This is a genomic window from Hwangdonia seohaensis (genome assembly GCF_031932625.1).
In the GTDB taxonomy this organism is placed as follows: Bacteria; Bacteroidota; Bacteroidia; order Flavobacteriales; family Flavobacteriaceae; genus Hwangdonia; species Hwangdonia seohaensis.
The window spans coordinates 211,492-230,092 of record NZ_JAVSCK010000003.1; the positions used below are offsets into that span (position 1 = coordinate 211,492).

The following is an 18,601-nucleotide window of genomic DNA, read 5'->3' on the forward strand; positions in this document are numbered from 1 at the left end:
TTTTTGCTTGCAAATAAGTTGTGAGAATGTATATATTTGCATGGCTAATGCGGGAGTAGCTCAGTTGGTAGAGCGTCAGCCTTCCAAGCTGAATGTCGCCAGTTCGAACCTGGTCTCCCGCTCAAAAAGCTCCATAGAAATGTGGTGCTTTTTTTTATGCCCTAACTTTATTGTAAAACGCATAGCCAGGTGAGAAGTTTACCCTGAGCATTTCGACTGTGCTCAATATAAACTCCGTCGAAGGGAACCTGGTCTCCCGCTCTAAAAGCTCCATGGAAATATTGGGCTTTTTTTTATGCGGATAGGTTATTTTATGGAATTTCGCAATGGTTTTGGCTGGTATGCCCGCGTGAGGGATAGTAGTGGAAAGCCCACAGCGCAGCGAGGACTTGTAGCGGATAGCCCGACCCCACTTCGAGAGCCTCAGCGACCAAGTGGGGGCACGCCCAAAATGCTTTTATTTTAAATGATTTAATTGTGTGCCCGACGCGATTTCGTAGGGTGTTTTGTTATACTCGAAGATTCGCGCTTCTAAGTTGCCTTTCAACACTATGGAATCGCCTTTAACGTGCAGCCAGCTGCCTTCGCGCAAACCAATTACGGGTGGTGTATTGTAGCTCTGAAATTCTTTAATCCGCGTTTCGCGGGTTTCGCCCATGTGTTTGCTGTTCGTATCGGGGTCTAAATAATGCGGATTTATATTAAAAGGCAGCATGCCCAAAGTATTAAAACTGGGCGGATAAACAATGGGCATATCGTTGGATGTTTTTATGGTTAGGCCGCAAATATTGCTGCCTGCGCTTGTGCCCAAATACGGTGTGCCGTTTGTAAGGGTTTCCTTTAAAACAGCTATTAAATTATTTTTGTATAACTGACTTACCAAAACAAAGGTATTGCCACCGCCGGTAAAAATGGCTTCGGCTTTTTTTATGGCTTCAACGGGATTTTTAAACGTATGGATGCCCACTACTTTTTTACCAATTTTAGAAAATGCCGATGCGGCTTTTTCGGTATATTCATCGTGCGATATACCGCCAGGTCTGGCATAGGGTATAAACAACACCGTTTTGGCGTCTTTAAAAAAAACTGTTAATTCATCTAAAATATATTCCAAATATCCGCTTCCGTGAACTGTAGAAGTGCTGGCTATTATTAGGTTTCTCATCTTATTTTGTATATTAGGTAAAAGTAATGAAATGTAGGATTTAACAAAAGTTTAAAGCGGTTTTTCATTTTATTTAAGATTTGAAACGCTTTCTTTATAAAGTAAATTAAACGTATTGAAACAACTACTACTTATTTTTATATTAATTTTTTCCTGTGATTTAGTTATGGGGCAGGATATTGAGCGCGTTGAGGTTAACGGAATTATTCTTGCAGTTAACAGCGATGTGGAAAATATAACGGTTTACAATACGTCGTCCAATAAAGGAACCATTACCAATGGCAACGGCGAATTTACTATTCACGTGGCTTTAAACGATATTATTGAAATTTCGGCACTGCAATTTAAAGCCGTTTCAATCGCCATTACTAAGGACGTTATAGCCTCCAAACAATTAAAAATTTATTTGGCCGAACATGTTAATCAATTAGATGCTGTGTTGTTGTCCACAGGGCTTTCGGGTGATTTGGTTACCGATATTGATAATGCTGAAGAATTGCCCAAAATAGAACTCGATTTGGGAAACATGAATGCTTTGGAGTATTTTGACGATAACGCCTTTAATAACAATATAGTTAGGAATGAATTAAATAGAATTGTAAGCACAGGACAGTTTTACAACGGTATAGACTTTGCGACGATATTTGGTTTGAACAGGTTGTTGAAACGTAAAAACAAAAAAAAGGATTTTTATAAGAAAGATGAAAAACCAAAAGACTTATTGGATGTTTATACCCATGAATTTATTAGTAAAGCCTGTAATATTCCGTTTGAAAAAGTAGACTTGTTTGTAGCGTTTATTGAAACCAATGGCATTAAAGAGGAATTGTATAAACCCGAAAACGAAGTGTATTTAATCGAGTTTTTGATTCAGCAAAGCAAAGAATTTTTGACGTTGAAAGATGCAAAACATTAAATACCTTACTTTTTTATTACTGTTGTTTGGTTTTAAAGTGGCCGTTTCGCAATCCGTTGAAATTTACGGAAAAGTTGAAAGTGATGTGGGTGTTGAAAATATTCACGTTATAAATAAAACGGCCCAAGTTTTTACCACAACCAATAAACGAGGCGAGTTTAAAATTACTGCAAAGTTGAACGATACGCTTGTGTTTTCGTCCGTTCAGCACATTCCAAAATATATGGTTGTTGGTAATCATACCATTTTAAATAGAACATTGACCGTAAAATTAAAAGAGCAAATAAACGAGTTGGGAGAAGTGTTGGTGGGCAAAATATTATCAGGAGATTTGCTTTTGGATATTGAACAGATTGAAGGCGAACCACCCATTAATTTTTACGATGTTGGTATTCCGGGATACACCGGTAAACTGGCTACTCAAAGCGAACGTCGATTGCACGAAGCGGGAGAGTTTAAACCAAAAATGCTTTTGGGGCTTTTAGGTGGTGGAATTCCTTTAAACCCTATATTAAATGGTATTTCAGGTAGAACAAAAGAGCTTAAAAACCGCGTTGAAATAGAGGCTAAAGAAGCCTTGTTGGAACGTATAAAATCGCGATTGCAGAAAGATTTTTTAGCTTTAAATGAACTGGAAGCCGATAAAGTTGCAGATTTTTTCTATTTCTGCGCAGATGATGCTGGTTTTATGGAACGCTGCAACGGCAAGACCGATATTGAAATTCTTGAATTTTTACAAGAAAAATTAAAAGCCTATAAAGCCAATCTTGAATTGGTTACCGATTGATTTTAAGTTGTGAAGCTCGCATTGGGGATAGTAGCCCCTCTGCAAGCTCGGGATAAACTTCTAGCCGACCTCTTGCCTTGAGAGGCGTCGAAGGGTTGGGGCAATACCCAAATTATTAACCTATTTTTTTGGAATGCTTTTTGAAAAGTAAATACAAGTTTCAAAATAATTACTTTAGCAAAAAAAAAACAGACATGCCATTTTCAAAGTCTTTTTTATTCCTTTTAATAATTCCGCTTTTGGGCTTTAGCGCAATGCATAAATATTATGTGAGCGTCACGCAAATAAATTATGTAAAAGAGAAGGCTTCTGTACAAATAATATCGCGGATTTTTATTGACGATTTCGAAAATGTTTTGCGCAAACGTTACGATGAAAACATAACCTTGGCAGGCAAAAACGAACCGAAAACGGTAGATGCTTATATTGAGCGTTACTTAAGCGAAAAAATTAAAATAAAAATTAATGATGAAACTGCAAAAATCAGCTTTATTGGAAAAGAATACAGCGGCGATATTATGCAATGTTACTTGGAAATTGAAGGTGTTAAGGCCATTAAAACGTTTCAAATTACAAACCAATTGCTGTTTGATTTATTTGAAGAACAGCAAAATATTGTTAAAACAAAAATAAACGAGACACATAAAAGCTTTTTGTTTATTCTTCAAAAAGACCACGCTTTGTTAAACTTTGATTAAAATAAAGTTAAAACTCTTTTAAATTTACTATTTTCGAGCGTTTTTTATGATCATACTTTTATCTGAAAAACGCAATTCTTTAAATTATAAATGTTATTAAATTGAACATGAAAAAAATTGCCTATTACTTTTTGTCCGTAGTATTTATTACTTCAGGGGTTTTTGCTCAAAATCAAGAGCAACAAGAGCGCAAAAAAGGACATACAAACACCAATAAATTTAAGCAATTGTACGATGAGTTTTCAACTCCAAATATGTACAGAGCGGCGTCGGGCGCACCGGGTGTAGCTTATTATCAGCAGCAAGCCGATTATAAAATGGATATTGTTTTAGACGATAAAAACGCTAGGTTATCTGGTTTTGAAACCATTACCTATACCAATAATTCGCCTGATGTTTTAAAATATCTTTGGGTACAATTAGACCAAAACCAACGTGCCAAAGACTCCAAATCGCCACTTATAGAAAGCAGTGGTGTGGCTCCGGTTTTAACGCCTTCACAATTCGCAAATGATTACATTAAAGGGCCTTTGGAACGAGGCTTTAATATCGAGGAAGTTAAAGATGCCAACGGCAAGCCTTTAACATATATGATTAATAGAACCATGATGCGTGTGGAATTGCCAAAAGCCATGAAATCCGGCGATAAATTCTCGTTTTCCATTAAATGGTGGTACAACATCAACAATCACGTGGTTGAAGACGGACGCTCGGGTTATGAGTATTTCCCGGAAGATGGAAATAGAGCTTATGTAATCGCGCAGTTTTTCCCAAGAATGGCGGTTTATAATGATGTAGAAGGCTGGCAGAATTCGCAATTTTGGGGACGCGATGAGTTCGCTTTACCATTTGGCGATTACGAAGTAAACATCACCGTGCCGGCAGACCATATTTTAGATGCCACAGGGAAACTTCTTAACAGGAAGGAAGTGTTTACAAAAACGATGATGGAACGTTACGAGCGAGCAAAAAAATCGTATACCGAACCTGTTATTATTGTAAACCAAGCCGAAGCTGAGGCGGCGGAAAAAGGATTTTCAAACCAAACCAAAACCTGGAAATTTAAAGCGGAAAACGTACGTGACTATGGTTTTGCAACATCAAGAAAATTTATTTGGGACATGATGGCCGTTAAAATTGGCGATAAAGATGTTATGGCGGTATCTATGTATCCAAAAGAAGGTAATCCGTTGTGGGAAGAATGGTCCACTAAAGCTGTTGCCAGCACCTTGGAAACCTATTCCAGAATGACATTTGATTACCCGTACCACAAAGCTATATCGGTACATGCCGATCAACAAGGTATGGAATACCCCATGATTTGCTGGAATTACGGCAGACCCGATGAAGATGGTAATTATAGCGACCGTACAAAATATGGCATGATGGGCGTTATTATCCACGAGGTTGGTCATAACTTTTTTCCTATGATTGTAAATAGCGACGAACGCCAGTGGACATGGATGGACGAAGGCTTAAATACGTTTTTACAATATGTGGCGGAACAGGATTTTGGTGAAAAACACCCAAAAGCATTATCGCCTCAACACGAAAGCTTCCCGTCCGATCGTGGACCAGCACATTTAATTGTACCATATATGGGCGGTAACCAAGATTATATTGCTCCAATAATGACCAAAGGGTTAAATACCTATCAATTTGGAAACAATGCATACGGAAAACCGGCCACGGCCTTAAATATTTTAAGGGAAACCGTTATGGGTCGCGAACTATTCGATTATGCATTTAAGGAATACGCGAACCGTTGGATGTTTAAACACCCAACACCAGAAGATTTTTTCAGAACGATGGAAGATGCTTCGGCTTTCGATTTGGACTGGTTTTGGAGAGGTTGGTTTTACACTACCGATTGGGTTGATATAGGTATAAAAGAAGTAAAGAAATACTATGTGTCATCCGAACCTAATGCTTATATGATAGAATTTATGAAGGAAAGAGGTATTAGTGAAAACCAATTAAGGCCATTGGTATACATGGTTGAAGAAGGTAGCGAAGACTTTAAAGAGGACATGAAAAACCAAACACCAAGTGAAGCACTGTCTGTAAAAGAATACATTATGGATAATTTTACGCCAGAAGAACAAAAAAGCATCAAGTCTCCAAAGTATTTCTATAACATTACCTTCGAAAAACCAGGTGGTTTGGTTATGCCTATTATTGTAGAGTACACTTATGCCGATGGCACTTCGAAAACCGAAACCTATCCAGCTCAAATTTGGAGGTTTAACGATAACGAAGTCAAAAAAGCCATCGCTTCGGAAAAAGAAATTGTAAATATTAAAGTAGACCCGAATTTAGAAACTGCGGATATTGATACTTCAAACAATTCTTGGCCTAAAGAAGTTACGCAAAGCCAATTCGATCAATTTAAGGACAAAATAAACGGATAAAAAAATAAAAAAGGCCAACTTTATAAGTTGGCTTTTTTTATTCTAACAAACACTCACTATATTTGTATTGTGATATATCAACCTACATTTCTATTTATAAGCGGTGCAGAAATAGCCTTTATACTATTTATTGTCATCATGGTTTTTGGTGCCGACAAGCTGCCTGAAATAGCCCGTGGTTTGGGTAAAGGCATGCGTACACTTAAAGATGCCACCAACGATATTAAACAAGAAATTACCAAAACCGTCGAAAAGAACGGTATAGACACTAGCATCACTACCGATGTGAAAAAAGAGCTCGATAAAGTAAAAGACGATTTAGAGGATTTTTCAGGCTCGGTAAAACGTAAGTTTTAATACAATTCCTTTAGTTTTCATAACGTTTTTTATCTCTTTGTCGGAAAAAGACTGTTTTATGACGAGTATTTTTATTCCTATCGAGGAAAAGAAATACTTTAAAAGTCCCAAACCTATAATTTTCGTAAAACATGAAAACAAACCTACTTGTAGTTTTTCTGTTAGTTACCTCCGTGATCTTTGGTAAAACAGATAGAGATATCATAAAAGAAATCGATAAAAAAAATGCGTCTGCATTAATTCTATTCAACAATCAGCAAATAGTAAAGTCCTTTAAAGAATTTATTCATGCCAAAGCATTGTCAGATTCTATTCAAGACAATTATGGAAGTGCCACAGCCAATTTTCACTTAGGTAATATTTATTATTTAATGGAAAATTATAAGTCTGCCCAAGAGCATTACCAATTAACATTAGATGTTTTAAAAGAGATTGATGATGATTACTTGGTTTCCAGTTCTTATCTAAACCTAGCTAAAATATTTAGAGACCAGAATAACCACGATAAAAGCATTGAATATTTTGAGAAAGCTCTTCGGTTTTCGGTAGCCAAAAGAAATTTACCTGCTATTGAAAAAGAAAATATCCAAAACGTATATGTTGAAGCAAAGATTAATTTATGTGAATTATATATTGAAAAAAATAACCTAGACGAAGCTTTAATCAACTTATTAAAATTAGGCAGTTATCTAAAAACAGACACCATAAATTCAAGTTTAGAAGGGTATTACAATTATGTGTACGGTATTTATTATGCAAAAAAGGAGCTGTACAATAATGCGAGTAATAAATTTAGGCAAGCCGTTTTTTTATTAAATGAAGACACCGAAGAAGTCGATTTGGATTTACTGAGTAGTATCTACATGCAACTGTCCATTGCTTTGGCAAAATCTGGTAAAAGCACAGAGGCGTACATTACTTTATTGGAACAAAATAACTATAAAGACCAACTTTCCAACGAAGAAAAAAACAGACAGGATTTATTAGTAAAATCCAAATTTTTAATCGAAGATTATAAAAACGAAGCAAAAACAGCTAATATAGCAAGACTACAGCAATTAGAAATAGCCAATAAATTCAAGAAAATTAATATTGTATTTTTTGTAACGTTGTTGCTGTTGGTGGTTTCATTCATCGTTATTTATAAAAGTTATAGCTCAAAAATAAAATTAAGTAAAACGCTAAAGCTAAAAAACAGCGAATTACAATTGGCTAAAGATGAAGCCTTAAAAACTTCGGAGTTAAAAAGCAAATTCATTTCAAACGTGTCTCATGAATTGAGAACCCCGCTATATGGCGTGGTTGGTATAACATCGCTGTTGTTAAACGAGAAAAAGAACCTTAGCGAACGCGACCGAAAATATTTAAATTCGCTTAAATATTCAGGAGATTACCTTTTAAATTTAGTTAATGATATTTTACAAGCCAATAAAATGGAAGCTCAAAAAATAGAGCTTAAAAATGTGTCGGTAAATATAAAATCCTTAATGCAGCGTATAGTTGATTCTTTTGAATATAGATTACAAGAATCGAATAATCGAATTAAATTGTCTATGGACGAAGGCATTCCAGAGTACGTTAAAGTTGATAAAGTTAGAATGTCTCAGGTTTTACTAAATTTAATTGGAAATAGTATAAAATTCACTGAAAGTGGTGTTATTGATTTGAGAATAAAATTATTAAACTTAGGAGATGAAAAAGTGAGTTTGCGTTTCGAAATTGAAGATAATGGTAAAGGAATTCCACAAGATAAATTTAAAACCATTTTCGATAATTTTTCTCAATTAGGAAATGAAAGCAATACCAATTATCAAGGCACAGGCTTAGGGCTTTCCATAACCAAAAACATCATTCAATTATTTGAAAGCCAAATAGAGCTAGAAAGTGAAGTGGGTAAAGGAACCAAATTTAGCTTTAACGTAGATTTTGAAATAGACCAAGAAAGCAAGACCATAGTAGACCTAAATGCATCTAAAAAGGTGGAATTAATTACAGGTAACAAGTTTAAGGTTTTAATAGTTGAAGATAATAAGATAAACCAAATTGTGACTAAAAACCTATTGGTTAAGCAAAATTACGTTTGCGACATTGTAGATAACGGCTTAGAGGCAGTTGAGAGGATGCAAGCTAAAAACAATTATGATCTTATTTTAATGGATATTAATATGCCTATTATGAATGGTAATGATGCAACAGTGGCCATTAGGAAGTTTAATAAAGAGATACCTATTATTGCTTTAACTGCTGCCGATATAGAGGAAGTTAAACAAGATTTCGATATTATAGGGTTTAACGATATTATAACCAAACCTTTTGATAACTATGAGTTTTTTCAAACGATAGCGTCTCACATTCAAAATTCGAATTCGTGTGAAGTAAAATTGGTTAAGGCATCTTAATGTTTAAACCTTTCTACTAATCGTCAAACCGTCTCTTATGGGTAACACTACAGTTTCAACACGTTTGTCGTTTTTTAAAAGCGCATTATATTCAATTAAAGCAGGGGTAGAGGTGTCTTCTTTTTTAAACTGGGTCTCTAAAACTTTACCGCTCCACAAAACGTTGTCGGATAAAATAATGCCGCCGGTATTTAATTTGTCAATAATCGCGTTAAAGTAATTGGCATAGTTCTCTTTATCGGCATCAATAAAAACCAAATCAAAGGTTTTGTCAAGTTTCGGAATAATATCCAAAGCATCACCTAAATGCTGGAATATTTGATTGGCATATTCAGACTTGTTAAAATACTTTCGCTGAAAGTCAAACAGTTCTTCATTGAGGTCAATAGTGTGGAGCTCGCCGTTTTTCTGTAAACCTTCGGCTAAACACAAAGCGGAATACCCCGTGTAGGTCCCAATTTCCAATATGTTTTTTGGATGCACTATTTTAGAAATCATACTCAATACACGCCCTTGGTAATGCCCACTTAGCATCCGAGGTTGCAATATTTTTTGATAGGTTTCCCTATTGAGTTGCTGCAGTAATTCTGGTTCGTCCTCAGAATGTTTTACTACGTAATCGTCTATGTTTTCGGGTATAAAATGCATTAACTTAAAATTCTATTTACTAAATCTTTTTTTGCGCTTTCGTCATCGCCGCATAACCATTGGATAACGTTGTCTTCCCAAATGGCATCGCGTTCAGTTTCGTTAATAATTTTACGTTCAATAGCTAAATCTAAAATTTTACCGGGATACGACGATTGTTTGGCGCTTTCCATTTCACCCAAAGGATAAGGGTCGTCCAATCCCATAAGTACCTGCTTAGAGCCTTGGTTTTTTATTAGCAATTCCAATCCGCCGGTATCGTGTACCAAGGTATCGAAGAAAATATTTTTATGCCCCACTGCTTTTCTGGGGTGGTGTTTGCCCTCAAATAAATCGGGTCTGCCATCAAACCCTTGAATACGTCGCCCTAAATTAATTTGTGCCAATTGGCCGCCATGAGCAAAACAAGTTCTCATGTTCGGGTATTTTTCCTGATACCCATTTAAGGTTAAAAAGTGATAGGCATCGGCACATTGGGCCAACATCCAAATTAAATGAAAACGCCACGAGGTGTTTTCTAATTTTATAAATTTTTCGCCATCGTATGGATGGATTTCTACGGCTAAATTGTACTTGTTGGCCAATTCAAAAATGGGTTCGTTTTCCTCATCAAAAATACAACGCCACGTGCCAATGGTATCCATATAATGGGTTGGCAAACAAAGTAATTGCATGCCATGGGTTTCCACACAGCGTTCAATTTCCCAACAGGCACTCCTAACAAAACCCGGATGCACCACAAAACCACACGTAAATTTATTGGGGTTCTCGTGCTGTATTTTGGCATTGAAATCGTTTTGAAAACGCAATGCTTGCTTCATTTCTTCAACACGTAACCCATTGCCGTACAATTGCGATAAATTTAAAACTACGGCATGGTCAATTTTGTTGCGCTCCATCCATTCCAATTTATCGTGCAAAAAGAAACTGGAATCGGTTACGGGGCGGCTCCAATCTTTTTGAAGCATATATTTCCTGTCCTTGTCTACCCAAAAAATGCCTTTTTCGCGCATAAAATCCGGTATTTCCTCAGGATAAGGAAGTAAATGGGAATGGCCGTTTATTCGAAGTTTTCGTTTCATTAATCTTCCAATTTTACTTTTTTAGGCGGTTGCATCACTTCCCCACAATTGGGGCAAGAACGTTTGTTTTCATCCTTGTAATAATTATCGAAAATTTTAGGCATATCCGTTTCAATATTGTCTAGCGTAAAATCTTCTTCATATAATTTTGTGGCGCAATTTTCGCAAAACCAAAGCAATGCATCCTGCACCCCTTTTTCTCTGGGATATTCAATAACCAATCCTACGGTGTTGGCACCTCGTTGTGGCGAATGCGGCACTTTTGGAGGCAATAAAAAAATGTCGCCTTCTTTAATATGAATGTCTTTGGGCGTGCCATTATCAATAATTTTCAAAACGATATCACCTTCAATTTGATAGAAAAACTCAGGGGTTTCGTTGTAGTGATAGTCCTTCCTGCTATTTGGTCCACCAACCACCATAACAATAAAATCGCCATCTTTCCAAACCACTTTATTGCCCACAGGGGGTTTTAATAAATGTCTGTTTTCATCAATCCAAGCTTTAAAATTTACGGGCGGATATACTTTGCTCATGGTATTTTTATTTTTTGGGCGTGCCCTTGCAGGTCAGGCTTTCCGCTGTATCTTTTGCAAAAAAGCAAAAGGATGCCGCTTCAATCCTTCACGCGGAATTAATTGTGCTTAAAGTTACAAACTTTTTGTGCGTCCACCATCAACCGGAACGTTAATTCCGTTTACATAACTGGCACATTCACTCGCTAAAAACGCAATAACATTTGCAGTTTCTTCAGGCTTTGCAAAACGTTGGGCTGGCGAATAACCTTTCATTATTTCTGCCATAGTATCAATACTTTTGTTTTCATTGACAGCTTTAATTTTAATTATTTCGTTTAAACGTTCGGTTTCGGTAAATCCGGGCAATACATTGTTTACCGTAATGCCAAATGCACCAACTTCGGTTGCCAAGGTTTTGCTCCAGTTGCCCACAGCACCTCTAATGGTATTGCTTACGCCCAAACCCGGAATGGGCTCTTTAACCGAGGTGGAAATAATGTTTACAATTCTTCCAAAACCAGCTTCTTTCATAAACGGGATAGTGGCCTGAGCCAACACATGGTTGCATTTTAAATGCTGAATAAAAGCATTATCGAATTCCTCTAAAGCAGCAGTTAAAATAGGCCCGCTCCTTGGGCCACCGGTATTATTGATTAAGATATGAAACCCGTGGTTTTTCTCTGTAAATTTAATGACCTGTTCTTGTAAATCCCTGGGGTTGGAAAAGTCTGCCACTATATAACTATGGTTTTTAGGTTCTGGTAATTCTGCTAAAACCGCTTTTAGTTTTTCCCGGTTTCTAGCTACCAAAGTAACGTTAGCACCTTCGGCAGCTAAAGCCATGGCGGTTGCTTTTCCTATGCCTTGAGTGCTTCCACAAACTAAGGCGTTTTTGTTGTTTAATTTTAAATCCATTTATTTGAGATAAAAGAGAAAAGAATAAAGAAAACAGAAGGTTTGGTAAATCTATTTTCTTTCGTCTCTTCTCTAGGTTCTTTTTTAATATTTTATACAAACATTTTTTGCTTCGGTAAAAAAACGCAAAGCTTCAAATCCGCCTTCACGACCAATACCACTTGCTTTAACGCCACCAAAAGGCGTGCGTAAATCGCGCATCATCCACGTGTTTACCCAAACAATTCCGGCTTGTAATTGATTGCTCATGCGCATGGTACGTTTTAAATCGTTGGTCCAAATGGATGCCGATAAGCCGTACTTTACTTTGTTTGCCATTTGTAAAACTTCATCTTCCGTATTAAAAGGCATCATGGTTACAACCGGTCCAAAAATTTCTTCTTGGTTTACTGTGCATTCATCGGTTTTAACTTCAATAATGGTTGGCTCTAAATAATACCCGTTTTCGTAACCTTCAACTTTAACTTCACGTCCACCACACAAAATAATACCGTTTTCGGCTTTGGCGATGTTAATATAGTCTTTTACTTTTTTAAGATGCGTTTTGGAAACCAATGCGCCAATATCAGTTTTACTTTCAGATGGATGCCCAACCTTAAGCTGCTTTGCTTTTTCAACAAAATCGGTTTTAAATTTTTTATAAATGGAAGCTTCTACAAAAATACGGCTTCCGCATAAACAGATTTGCCCTTGATTGGCAAATGATGAGCGTACCGTGGTTTCCAGCATATCCTCGTAATCGCAATCTGCAAAAATGATATTTGGGTTTTTACCTCCAAGTTCCAAGGACAGTTTTTTAAACATCGGTGCGGCTACTTTTGCAATGTGTGCACCGGTTGCTGTTCCGCCCGTAAAACTAATAGCTTTAATATCTGGATGCTCAATTATAGCTTGACCTGTTGTTGTGCCTAAACCGTGTACAATATTCAGCACACCTTTTGGGAGGCCAGCCTCATTTAGTATCTCGCTCAAAAGATAAGCTGTCATGGGTGTGATTTCACTGGGTTTTGCAACCACGCAATTTCCTGCGGCTATTGCGGGAGCTATTTTCCATGTAAATAAGTAAAGTGGAAGATTCCAAGGAGAAATACAACCAACAACACCAATGGGCTGCCTTAACGTATAGTTTATGGCATTTTGACCCACGCTTTCGTGACTTTCGCTGGCGAATTGGGTGATGGCATTTCCAAAGAATCTAAAATTACTTGCTGCTCTTGGAATATCAACTGTTTTTGCTAAACCGATGGGTTTGCCATTGTCTTTACTTTCGGCCTCTGCGAAGCGCTGTAAATTGGCTTCAAGTAATTCTGAGATTTTTATTAGGATTTTACTGCGTTCCTCTAAAGTGGTTTGCGACCACGTTGGAAAAGCAGATTTTGCTGCGATATATGCGTTTTCTACATCTTCTTTGGATGAATTTGGCAGTTGCCCGTAAACCTCACCGTTTGATGGGTTGTAGTTATCTAACCATGCATCGTCAATTGGGTTGTGAAAGTTGCCGTTTATGTAGTTTTGGATGTTCTGCATCATGCTTTTAGCTTTTGCCCATAGGCTTGTAAGCCATCACTTTAATTTCCACTACCAAATCTGGGTGCGGTAATTGATGTACTGCAACCGTGGTTCGTGTGGGGCCTGTTTCTGCATCAAAAAACTCTGCGTAGGCTTTATTGTAACCTGCAAAATCATTCATATTGACAAGAAAGGATGTAACATCAATCACATCATTTAAAGTAGCGCCTTCTTTGGCCAAATTTTTTTCGATGTTTATTAAAACTTCACGGGTTTGTATCTCTATATTTAAGTGTTTCGTTCCCATGTTGTCAATAATATCAACGCCTGCAATGGTGTTGTCTGCACGACGGGAGCTGGTGCCGGATACAAATATAAAATCGCCCACGCGCTTTGTGTGTGGGTATGCACCTCTTGGAGTTACTTTAGTTTCTGTGGAGGCAGGAATCTCATTTTTTTCGTTACTCATAATTTATGTTGTCGTTATTTTTTAAATTGTTCATTTTGTCTTGATAAAAACGAACCAAAAAATCATATTGAAATAAGGAAATTGCTAAAGCACCATTCGCTTTCGGAATTACGTGCTTAAAGCTGCGCTTCGCATCTCCATTCCTTCGCTCTTTATTTCTGCATTTCAATGTTCAATTCCTTGAATTGATTTGGGGCTTGACTAATTTGTTGTTTTCTTGTTTTCCTTATGTTGTTTAAATATTTTAATAAATTTTACTCATTACTCATTACTCATTACTCATTACTCATTACTCATTACTCATTACTCATTACTCATTACTCATTACTCATTACTCATTACTCATTACTCATTACTCATGTAGCCCTGCAATTTTATCTTCTTCTAAAATAGCTTCGGTTTCTTGTTTTATTTTTTTCAATATCGTTTTTAAATCTTCTTTTGTTATATCGGGACTTTCGTCTCCGCTCAAGATAGACTTCGTTGAGATGTTGTCATCTGCTAATAAGTTCAAAATAGCTTTGTCCTGTGCGCGTCCTTTTAACATGGCTTCGCGGTAGCCTAAGTTTTCATTGAATGTTACCAAGGCGTATTTTGAAGCATAGTCGTCCGGAAAATGTTCTTCTAAAAGCATTTCCAATTTACGCTTTTCTTGGAACATAGGGTTGGCTGTATGCGATTTCATTTCATAGAAATTATCAATCGCCAAATCCGCAATGGCATCGGTGTCTTTTTTACGCGTTTTTTCGTAAGCCGTAAATGTGGCTTCCCAACTTTTTAAATGTTGGTCTAAAATATTATCAAATATAACCACATCCTCAAAAGAGGCATTCATGCCTTGTCCGTAAAACGGTACAATGGCATGCGCCGCATCGCCCATTAAAAGCGTATTGCCTTTGTAATGCCACGGCGAACATTTTACGGTGCCCAATGGCGACGTTGGGTTTTCAAAAAAATCGTCGATTAAATTGGGCATTAAGGCTAAAGCGTCCGGGAATTCTTTTTGGAAAAATTCCAATACGGCATCTTCAGTGGTTAAATTGTTAAAATGGTATTCACCTTCATCGTAACTTAAAAAGAGCGTTACCGTAAAACTGCCGTCTAAATTTGGTAAAGCTATCAGCATAAAAGTCCCACGAGGCCAAATATGAAGGGCGTTTTTATACGCTTTGTAATCGCCGTTTTCCTTTGGTAGAATGCTGAGTTCTTTATAGCCATGTGTTAAATAATCTTGCGAAAAACTGAATAAAAACTTTTTGCCTAAAAAATAGCTTTTTCGCAGTACGGAGCCCGCACCATCTGTGGCAATAATAATATCGGCATCTTCAATAAATTGATCTTTGGTTTTGTAATCTTGAAACAAAGCCGTGGTTTTTTCAAAACCGACGGATTTACATTTTTTGTTGAAATAAACCGAGACGTTTTTATGTTTTTCGGCTTCGGTTAAAAGTAACGCGTTAAGTGCGCCACGGGAAATGGAGTTGATATATTCATGCTCTCGTCCGCTGTATTTTGATAAATGGGTATGGCCTTTTTTATCGTGGATCATTCTGCCATTCATGGGAATGCAAAGCGACTTGACTTTATCTTCAATACCAACAAGTTTCATGGCTTTAATGCCGCGATCTGAAAGTGCTAAATTTATGGAACGGCCAGCTGAAATATCGACTTTGCGCAAATCCGGACGCATTTCGTAAACGCTAACATGATATCCGCGTTGTCCTAATCGTAATGCAAGAAGGCTTCCGCATAATCCTGCGCCAATGATTAGTATGTTTTGTTGTTTTTCTTTCATTTTTGTCATCCTGAACTTGTTTCAGGATCTCATTGTTATTAATACTTTAATTTAGAGTGGATTCCTGCATTCACTTCGACAAGCTCAGTATGGCACGCAGGAATGACAAATCAATTTAAAATACGCTTCAATTTCTCAACCAAATTATAAACATCTTCAAACGAATTATATAGTGGCACAGGCGCACAGCGAATCACATCGGGTTCGCGCCAATCGCTTATAACACCCATTTCGGTTAATTTGTTATGTAAACTTTTGTCGGCATTTTTAACTTGAATTGATAGTTGGCAACCCCGTTCGTTTGGATGGCTTGGAGTAATAATTTTAATCGTGTCTTCACCTAACTGTTTCAATAAAAACTCAAAATAACCCGTTAGCTTTTTAGATTTTTCGATAAGTTTTTTAATACCAACATCTTCAAACATATCGAGTGACGCTTTTATGGCTGCCATCGATAAAATCGGCGGATTGCTAAGTTGCCAACCTTCGGCGCCCGGAATAACATCAAACTCATCGCGCATTTTAAAACGCGTTTGTTTATTGTGGCTCCACCAACCCGTAAATCGGTTTAGGTTGTTATCGTGCGCATGACGCCCGTGTACAAAACAACCTGCTAAACTCCCAGGACCGGAATTTAGGTATTTGTAAGTGCACCAAACGGCAAAATCTGCTCCGGAATCGTGTAAATTGAGTTCGACATTTCCTGCACCATGGGCACAATCAAACCCTACTTTGCAACCGTGTTTATGCCCTAGCTCGGTTATTTTTTTTAAGTCGAAAAATTGCCCTGTGTAATAATTAACGCCACCAATCATAATGAGCGCTATTTCATCACCTTGTTCTTTTAAAATAGATTCTAAATCTTCGTATCGCAATAATTCCTCGCCTTTGCGGGGTTTCCATAATACCAATCCGTCTTTATCATCAAATCCATGATGTCTTAATTGCGATTCAACAGCATATTTATCGGATGGAAACGCATCACTTTCAATTAGTATTTTGTAACGTGTTTTTGTAGGTTTATAAAACGATACCATCATAAAATGAAGGTTTGCCGTTAATGTATTCATCACGACCACTTCAATGGGTTTTGCCCCAACCACATTGGCCATACTTTTGGTGAGAAATTCATGATATTGTAGCCATGGGTTTTTAGCATCGATGTGTCCTTCAACACCTAAATTAGCCCAGTCTTCAAGCTCTTGGTTGATATAGTTTTTGGTTGATTTTGGCTGTAAACCAAGGGAATTACCGGTGAGGTAAATAAGTTCATTTCCGTGCTTGTCTTTGGGAATATGAAACTGATTTCTGTAGGGCGCTAATTCATCATTTTGGTCTTGCTGTTTTGCGTAGTCAAGACCTAGTTTATAATCGGACAATGTGAAGGGTTTTTCGGTTTCTAACAAAAATAAGAATTATATATTTAGAAACGAACCGATAAATTGGACTAAATATGAGAACAATCTTTTTTGTATATTTAGTAAAAACTTTAAGGTATGGGAAAAATTAGAGAATATTCAAACGGAGAAACAACGGTGGTTTGGGAGGCTGAAAAGTGCATTCATTCGGCGATTTGTGCCAAAGGTTTGCCCGAAGTATTCCAGCCCAGGGACAAGCCTTGGATAAAAATTGACGCTGCAAAAACCGATGCGATTATCAATCAAGTAAAACAATGCCCGTCGGGTGCATTAACTTATTATATGAATGCTGAAGGCGATAAGACAGCCGAAAAATTGGAAACCAAAGTTGAGGTTTTAGAAAACGGCCCATTATTGGTTTACGGCACACTAAAAGTTACCCATAGGGACGGCAGCCAAGAAATTAAAAATAAAACCACGGCTTTTTGCCGATGTGGCGCCTCAAACAATAAACCTTTTTGCGATGGTACGCATGTAAAGGAGGCTTTTAAAGGCTAACATCTAATAAAGTTTGAGGAGGTTGTCTAAAAAGTTGTCATCGTTGTCAGTTTGAGCGCAGTCGAAAACTTAATATTTTGATTTTTATTGTATTTCGACTGCGCTCAATATGACATTCTTATTAAATAACACTTTTTTGACAGTCTCTAGTTCAACTAAAAATTTTAAGTATTTCATAAATGATGGATTCTCAAAATTAAGTTTCACTAAAAAAGGGAAAAGCGCTTTAACCATTGGTTAAAGCGCTTTTCATATATATAGGCGCAAATGCGGAAAAAACTATCTATACTTTATATACGGTCTTAGTCGTAATTTAGATGTTTTCCTTACTATAAAGCCGTAAATTGTTACTCTAAGGTAACTTTTACGTCTGTAAAGTTAAGATTCCAGTTTTCGCCTTGTTTTTTATGCTCTAAAGCTATTTTTATACCGTTAAAATCTTGATGGTTTTCAAAGGTGGTAATCATCGATGGGTCTTTTTGGTTACCTTTTCTAAAAACCCATTCCCGAATTAAATAATCGGCATCGAAATAAATATCATAAGCATCACCAGGGGTATAACCGCCATCATTGGAATAGGTTAAAGTTATTTTGTTCATGTCACTTTTGCTAATCGGCGCTTGTGCTTTAACGGGGTCTGAAATGGTCGTGCCGGCATCCCAAACCAATTGAAACGGCACAAGCAACCAAAATTTATCGTTTATAAAACCTTGGTCTGCTTTTAGGCTCGTACTATCAACAGAAGCTCTGTTATACCTAACCGTTTCATTATTCATCGTCATTCCAACAGCATTGGTTTTTGGGTTCCAGCTCCAACGTCTTTCAAAATGGCTGCTATCTCTATCTACGTTAAAAGTAAATTGAATTTCGGCAACGTTTTTCCAGTTTTCATATCCGTGTGCTTTTGCAATTTTTTCAGCCACAGAAAGTTCTGGTTCAACGGTTTTGGTTTCGGCTTTTTGCTTGCACCCGAAGAAAAATAGGGTTAATGAAACCATGTAAATGAAGTTTTTCAT

At 37.1% G+C, this 18,601-nt stretch carries 17 protein-coding genes and 1 tRNA gene; 8 read left to right on the forward strand and 10 right to left on the reverse strand.

Annotation, left to right across the window (positions count from 1 at the left end; translation table 11 throughout):
• Positions 1-49 precede the first annotated feature (49 nt).
• Positions 50-122, forward strand: a tRNA-Gly gene (locus tag RNZ47_RS10030).
• Positions 123-457: 335 nt separating this feature from the next.
• Here RNZ47_RS10030 and pepE read toward each other — a convergent pair.
• On the reverse strand, positions 458-1,165 hold the full coding sequence (gene pepE / locus RNZ47_RS10035; RefSeq protein ID WP_311939533.1) for a dipeptidase PepE: 708 nt from the start codon (positions 1,163-1,165) through the stop codon (positions 458-460).
• 115 nt (positions 1,166-1,280) lie between these two features.
• On the opposite strand from pepE, the gene RNZ47_RS10040 reads away from it, so the two are divergent.
• From RNZ47_RS10040 to RNZ47_RS10065, 6 genes are all read left to right on the forward strand, one after another.
• Positions 1,281-2,081: a BamP family beta-assembly machinery protein gene (locus RNZ47_RS10040; RefSeq protein ID WP_311939536.1), complete on the forward strand. Its 801-nt coding sequence runs from the start codon at positions 1,281-1,283 to the stop codon at positions 2,079-2,081.
• Positions 2,068-2,868, forward strand: coding sequence for a peptidase associated/transthyretin-like domain-containing protein (locus RNZ47_RS10045; RefSeq protein ID WP_311939539.1), 801 nt, complete (start codon positions 2,068-2,070; stop codon positions 2,866-2,868). Before RNZ47_RS10040 ends, RNZ47_RS10045 begins: the two co-directional genes overlap by 14 nt.
• Before the next feature lie 194 nt (positions 2,869-3,062).
• Entirely contained in the window at positions 3,063-3,566 is a 504-nt protein-coding gene (locus tag RNZ47_RS10050; protein ID WP_311939542.1) for a DUF6702 family protein, read from the forward strand.
• Positions 3,567-3,673: 107 nt separating this feature from the next.
• Positions 3,674-5,977: a M1 family metallopeptidase gene (locus tag RNZ47_RS10055; protein WP_311939547.1), complete on the forward strand. Its 2,304-nt coding sequence runs from the start codon at positions 3,674-3,676 to the stop codon at positions 5,975-5,977.
• Between the two features lie 69 nt (positions 5,978-6,046).
• The gene (locus RNZ47_RS10060) at positions 6,047-6,334 is read left to right on the forward strand and encodes a Sec-independent protein translocase subunit TatA/TatB (protein ID WP_311939549.1); all 288 of its coding nucleotides are present in this window, start codon (positions 6,047-6,049) and stop codon (positions 6,332-6,334) included.
• A 131-nt stretch (positions 6,335-6,465) separates the two neighbouring features.
• Positions 6,466-8,733, forward strand: a complete 2,268-nt coding sequence (locus RNZ47_RS10065) for an ATP-binding protein (RefSeq protein ID WP_311939551.1) — start codon at positions 6,466-6,468, stop codon at positions 8,731-8,733.
• Between the two features lie 3 nt (positions 8,734-8,736).
• Here RNZ47_RS10065 and RNZ47_RS10070 read toward each other — a convergent pair whose 3' ends face one another.
• The 8 genes from RNZ47_RS10070 to kynU form a co-directional block, all read right to left on the reverse strand.
• Positions 8,737-9,381 (reverse strand): O-methyltransferase, encoded by a 645-nt coding sequence (locus RNZ47_RS10070; RefSeq protein ID WP_311939553.1) that lies wholly within the window; start codon positions 9,379-9,381, stop codon positions 8,737-8,739.
• Positions 9,381-10,463: an amidohydrolase family protein gene (locus RNZ47_RS10075; protein WP_311939555.1), complete on the reverse strand. Its 1,083-nt coding sequence runs from the start codon at positions 10,461-10,463 to the stop codon at positions 9,381-9,383. The genes RNZ47_RS10070 and RNZ47_RS10075 overlap by 1 nt, the downstream gene beginning before the upstream one ends.
• Complete coding sequence (locus RNZ47_RS10080; RefSeq protein ID WP_311939557.1) at positions 10,463-10,999, reverse strand: 3-hydroxyanthranilate 3,4-dioxygenase; 537 nt, start codon at positions 10,997-10,999, stop codon at positions 10,463-10,465. Before RNZ47_RS10080 ends, RNZ47_RS10075 begins: the two co-directional genes overlap by 1 nt.
• A gap of 114 nt (positions 11,000-11,113) precedes the next feature.
• A complete protein-coding gene (locus tag RNZ47_RS10085) occupies positions 11,114-11,896 on the reverse strand; it encodes an SDR family oxidoreductase (RefSeq protein WP_311939559.1) in 783 nt (260 codons plus the stop codon).
• Between the two features lie 84 nt (positions 11,897-11,980).
• Positions 11,981-13,423: an aldehyde dehydrogenase gene (locus RNZ47_RS10090; RefSeq protein WP_311940565.1), complete on the reverse strand. Its 1,443-nt coding sequence runs from the start codon at positions 13,421-13,423 to the stop codon at positions 11,981-11,983.
• Between the two features lie 7 nt (positions 13,424-13,430).
• On the reverse strand, positions 13,431-13,874 hold the full coding sequence (locus RNZ47_RS10095; RefSeq protein ID WP_311939561.1) for a RidA family protein: 444 nt from the start codon (positions 13,872-13,874) through the stop codon (positions 13,431-13,433).
• 352 nt (positions 13,875-14,226) lie between these two features.
• Positions 14,227-15,669: an FAD-dependent oxidoreductase gene (locus tag RNZ47_RS10100; RefSeq protein WP_311939563.1), complete on the reverse strand. Its 1,443-nt coding sequence runs from the start codon at positions 15,667-15,669 to the stop codon at positions 14,227-14,229.
• A gap of 110 nt (positions 15,670-15,779) precedes the next feature.
• Complete coding sequence (kynU, locus tag RNZ47_RS10105) at positions 15,780-17,048, reverse strand: kynureninase (RefSeq protein WP_311940567.1); 1,269 nt, start codon at positions 17,046-17,048, stop codon at positions 15,780-15,782.
• A 117-nt stretch (positions 17,049-17,165) separates the two neighbouring features.
• Here kynU and RNZ47_RS10110 point away from each other — a divergent pair, with 117 nt between their 5' ends.
• Entirely contained in the window at positions 17,166-17,585 is a 420-nt protein-coding gene (locus RNZ47_RS10110; RefSeq protein WP_311939565.1) for a (4Fe-4S)-binding protein, read from the forward strand.
• 347 nt (positions 17,586-17,932) lie between these two features.
• Here RNZ47_RS10110 and RNZ47_RS10115 read toward each other — a convergent pair whose 3' ends face one another.
• Entirely contained in the window at positions 17,933-18,601 is a 669-nt protein-coding gene (locus RNZ47_RS10115) for a hypothetical protein (RefSeq protein ID WP_311939567.1), read from the reverse strand.

What these genes read in the sequence shown, in the direction of transcription:
- RNZ47_RS10075 (WP_311939555.1), bottom strand. Translation starts at nt 10,463, where the DNA reads ATGAAACGAAAACTTCGAATAAACGGCCATTCCCATTTACTTCCTTAT.
- RNZ47_RS10100 (WP_311939563.1), bottom strand. Translation starts at nt 15,669, where the DNA reads ATGAAAGAAAAACAACAAAACATACTAATCATTGGCGCAGGATTATGC.
- RNZ47_RS10090 (WP_311940565.1), bottom strand. Translation starts at nt 13,423, where the DNA reads ATGCAGAACATCCAAAACTACATAAACGGCAACTTTCACAACCCAATT.
- RNZ47_RS10045 (WP_311939539.1), top strand. Translation starts at nt 2,068, where the DNA reads ATGCAAAACATTAAATACCTTACTTTTTTATTACTGTTGTTTGGTTTT.
- RNZ47_RS10085 (WP_311939559.1), bottom strand. Translation starts at nt 11,896, where the DNA reads ATGGATTTAAAATTAAACAACAAAAACGCCTTAGTTTGTGGAAGCACT.
- RNZ47_RS10080 (WP_311939557.1), bottom strand. Translation starts at nt 10,999, where the DNA reads ATGAGCAAAGTATATCCGCCCGTAAATTTTAAAGCTTGGATTGATGAA.
- RNZ47_RS10095 (WP_311939561.1), bottom strand. Translation starts at nt 13,874, where the DNA reads ATGAGTAACGAAAAAAATGAGATTCCTGCCTCCACAGAAACTAAAGTA.
- RNZ47_RS10110 (WP_311939565.1), top strand. Translation starts at nt 17,166, where the DNA reads ATGGGAAAAATTAGAGAATATTCAAACGGAGAAACAACGGTGGTTTGG.
- RNZ47_RS10070 (WP_311939553.1), bottom strand. Translation starts at nt 9,381, where the DNA reads ATGCATTTTATACCCGAAAACATAGACGATTACGTAGTAAAACATTCT.
- RNZ47_RS10050 (WP_311939542.1), top strand. Translation starts at nt 3,063, where the DNA reads ATGCCATTTTCAAAGTCTTTTTTATTCCTTTTAATAATTCCGCTTTTG.
- pepE (WP_311939533.1), bottom strand. Translation starts at nt 1,165, where the DNA reads ATGAGAAACCTAATAATAGCCAGCACTTCTACAGTTCACGGAAGCGGA.
- RNZ47_RS10065 (WP_311939551.1), top strand. Translation starts at nt 6,466, where the DNA reads ATGAAAACAAACCTACTTGTAGTTTTTCTGTTAGTTACCTCCGTGATC.
- RNZ47_RS10055 (WP_311939547.1), top strand. Translation starts at nt 3,674, where the DNA reads ATGAAAAAAATTGCCTATTACTTTTTGTCCGTAGTATTTATTACTTCA.
- RNZ47_RS10115 (WP_311939567.1), bottom strand. Translation starts at nt 18,601, where the DNA reads ATGAAAAACTTCATTTACATGGTTTCATTAACCCTATTTTTCTTCGGG.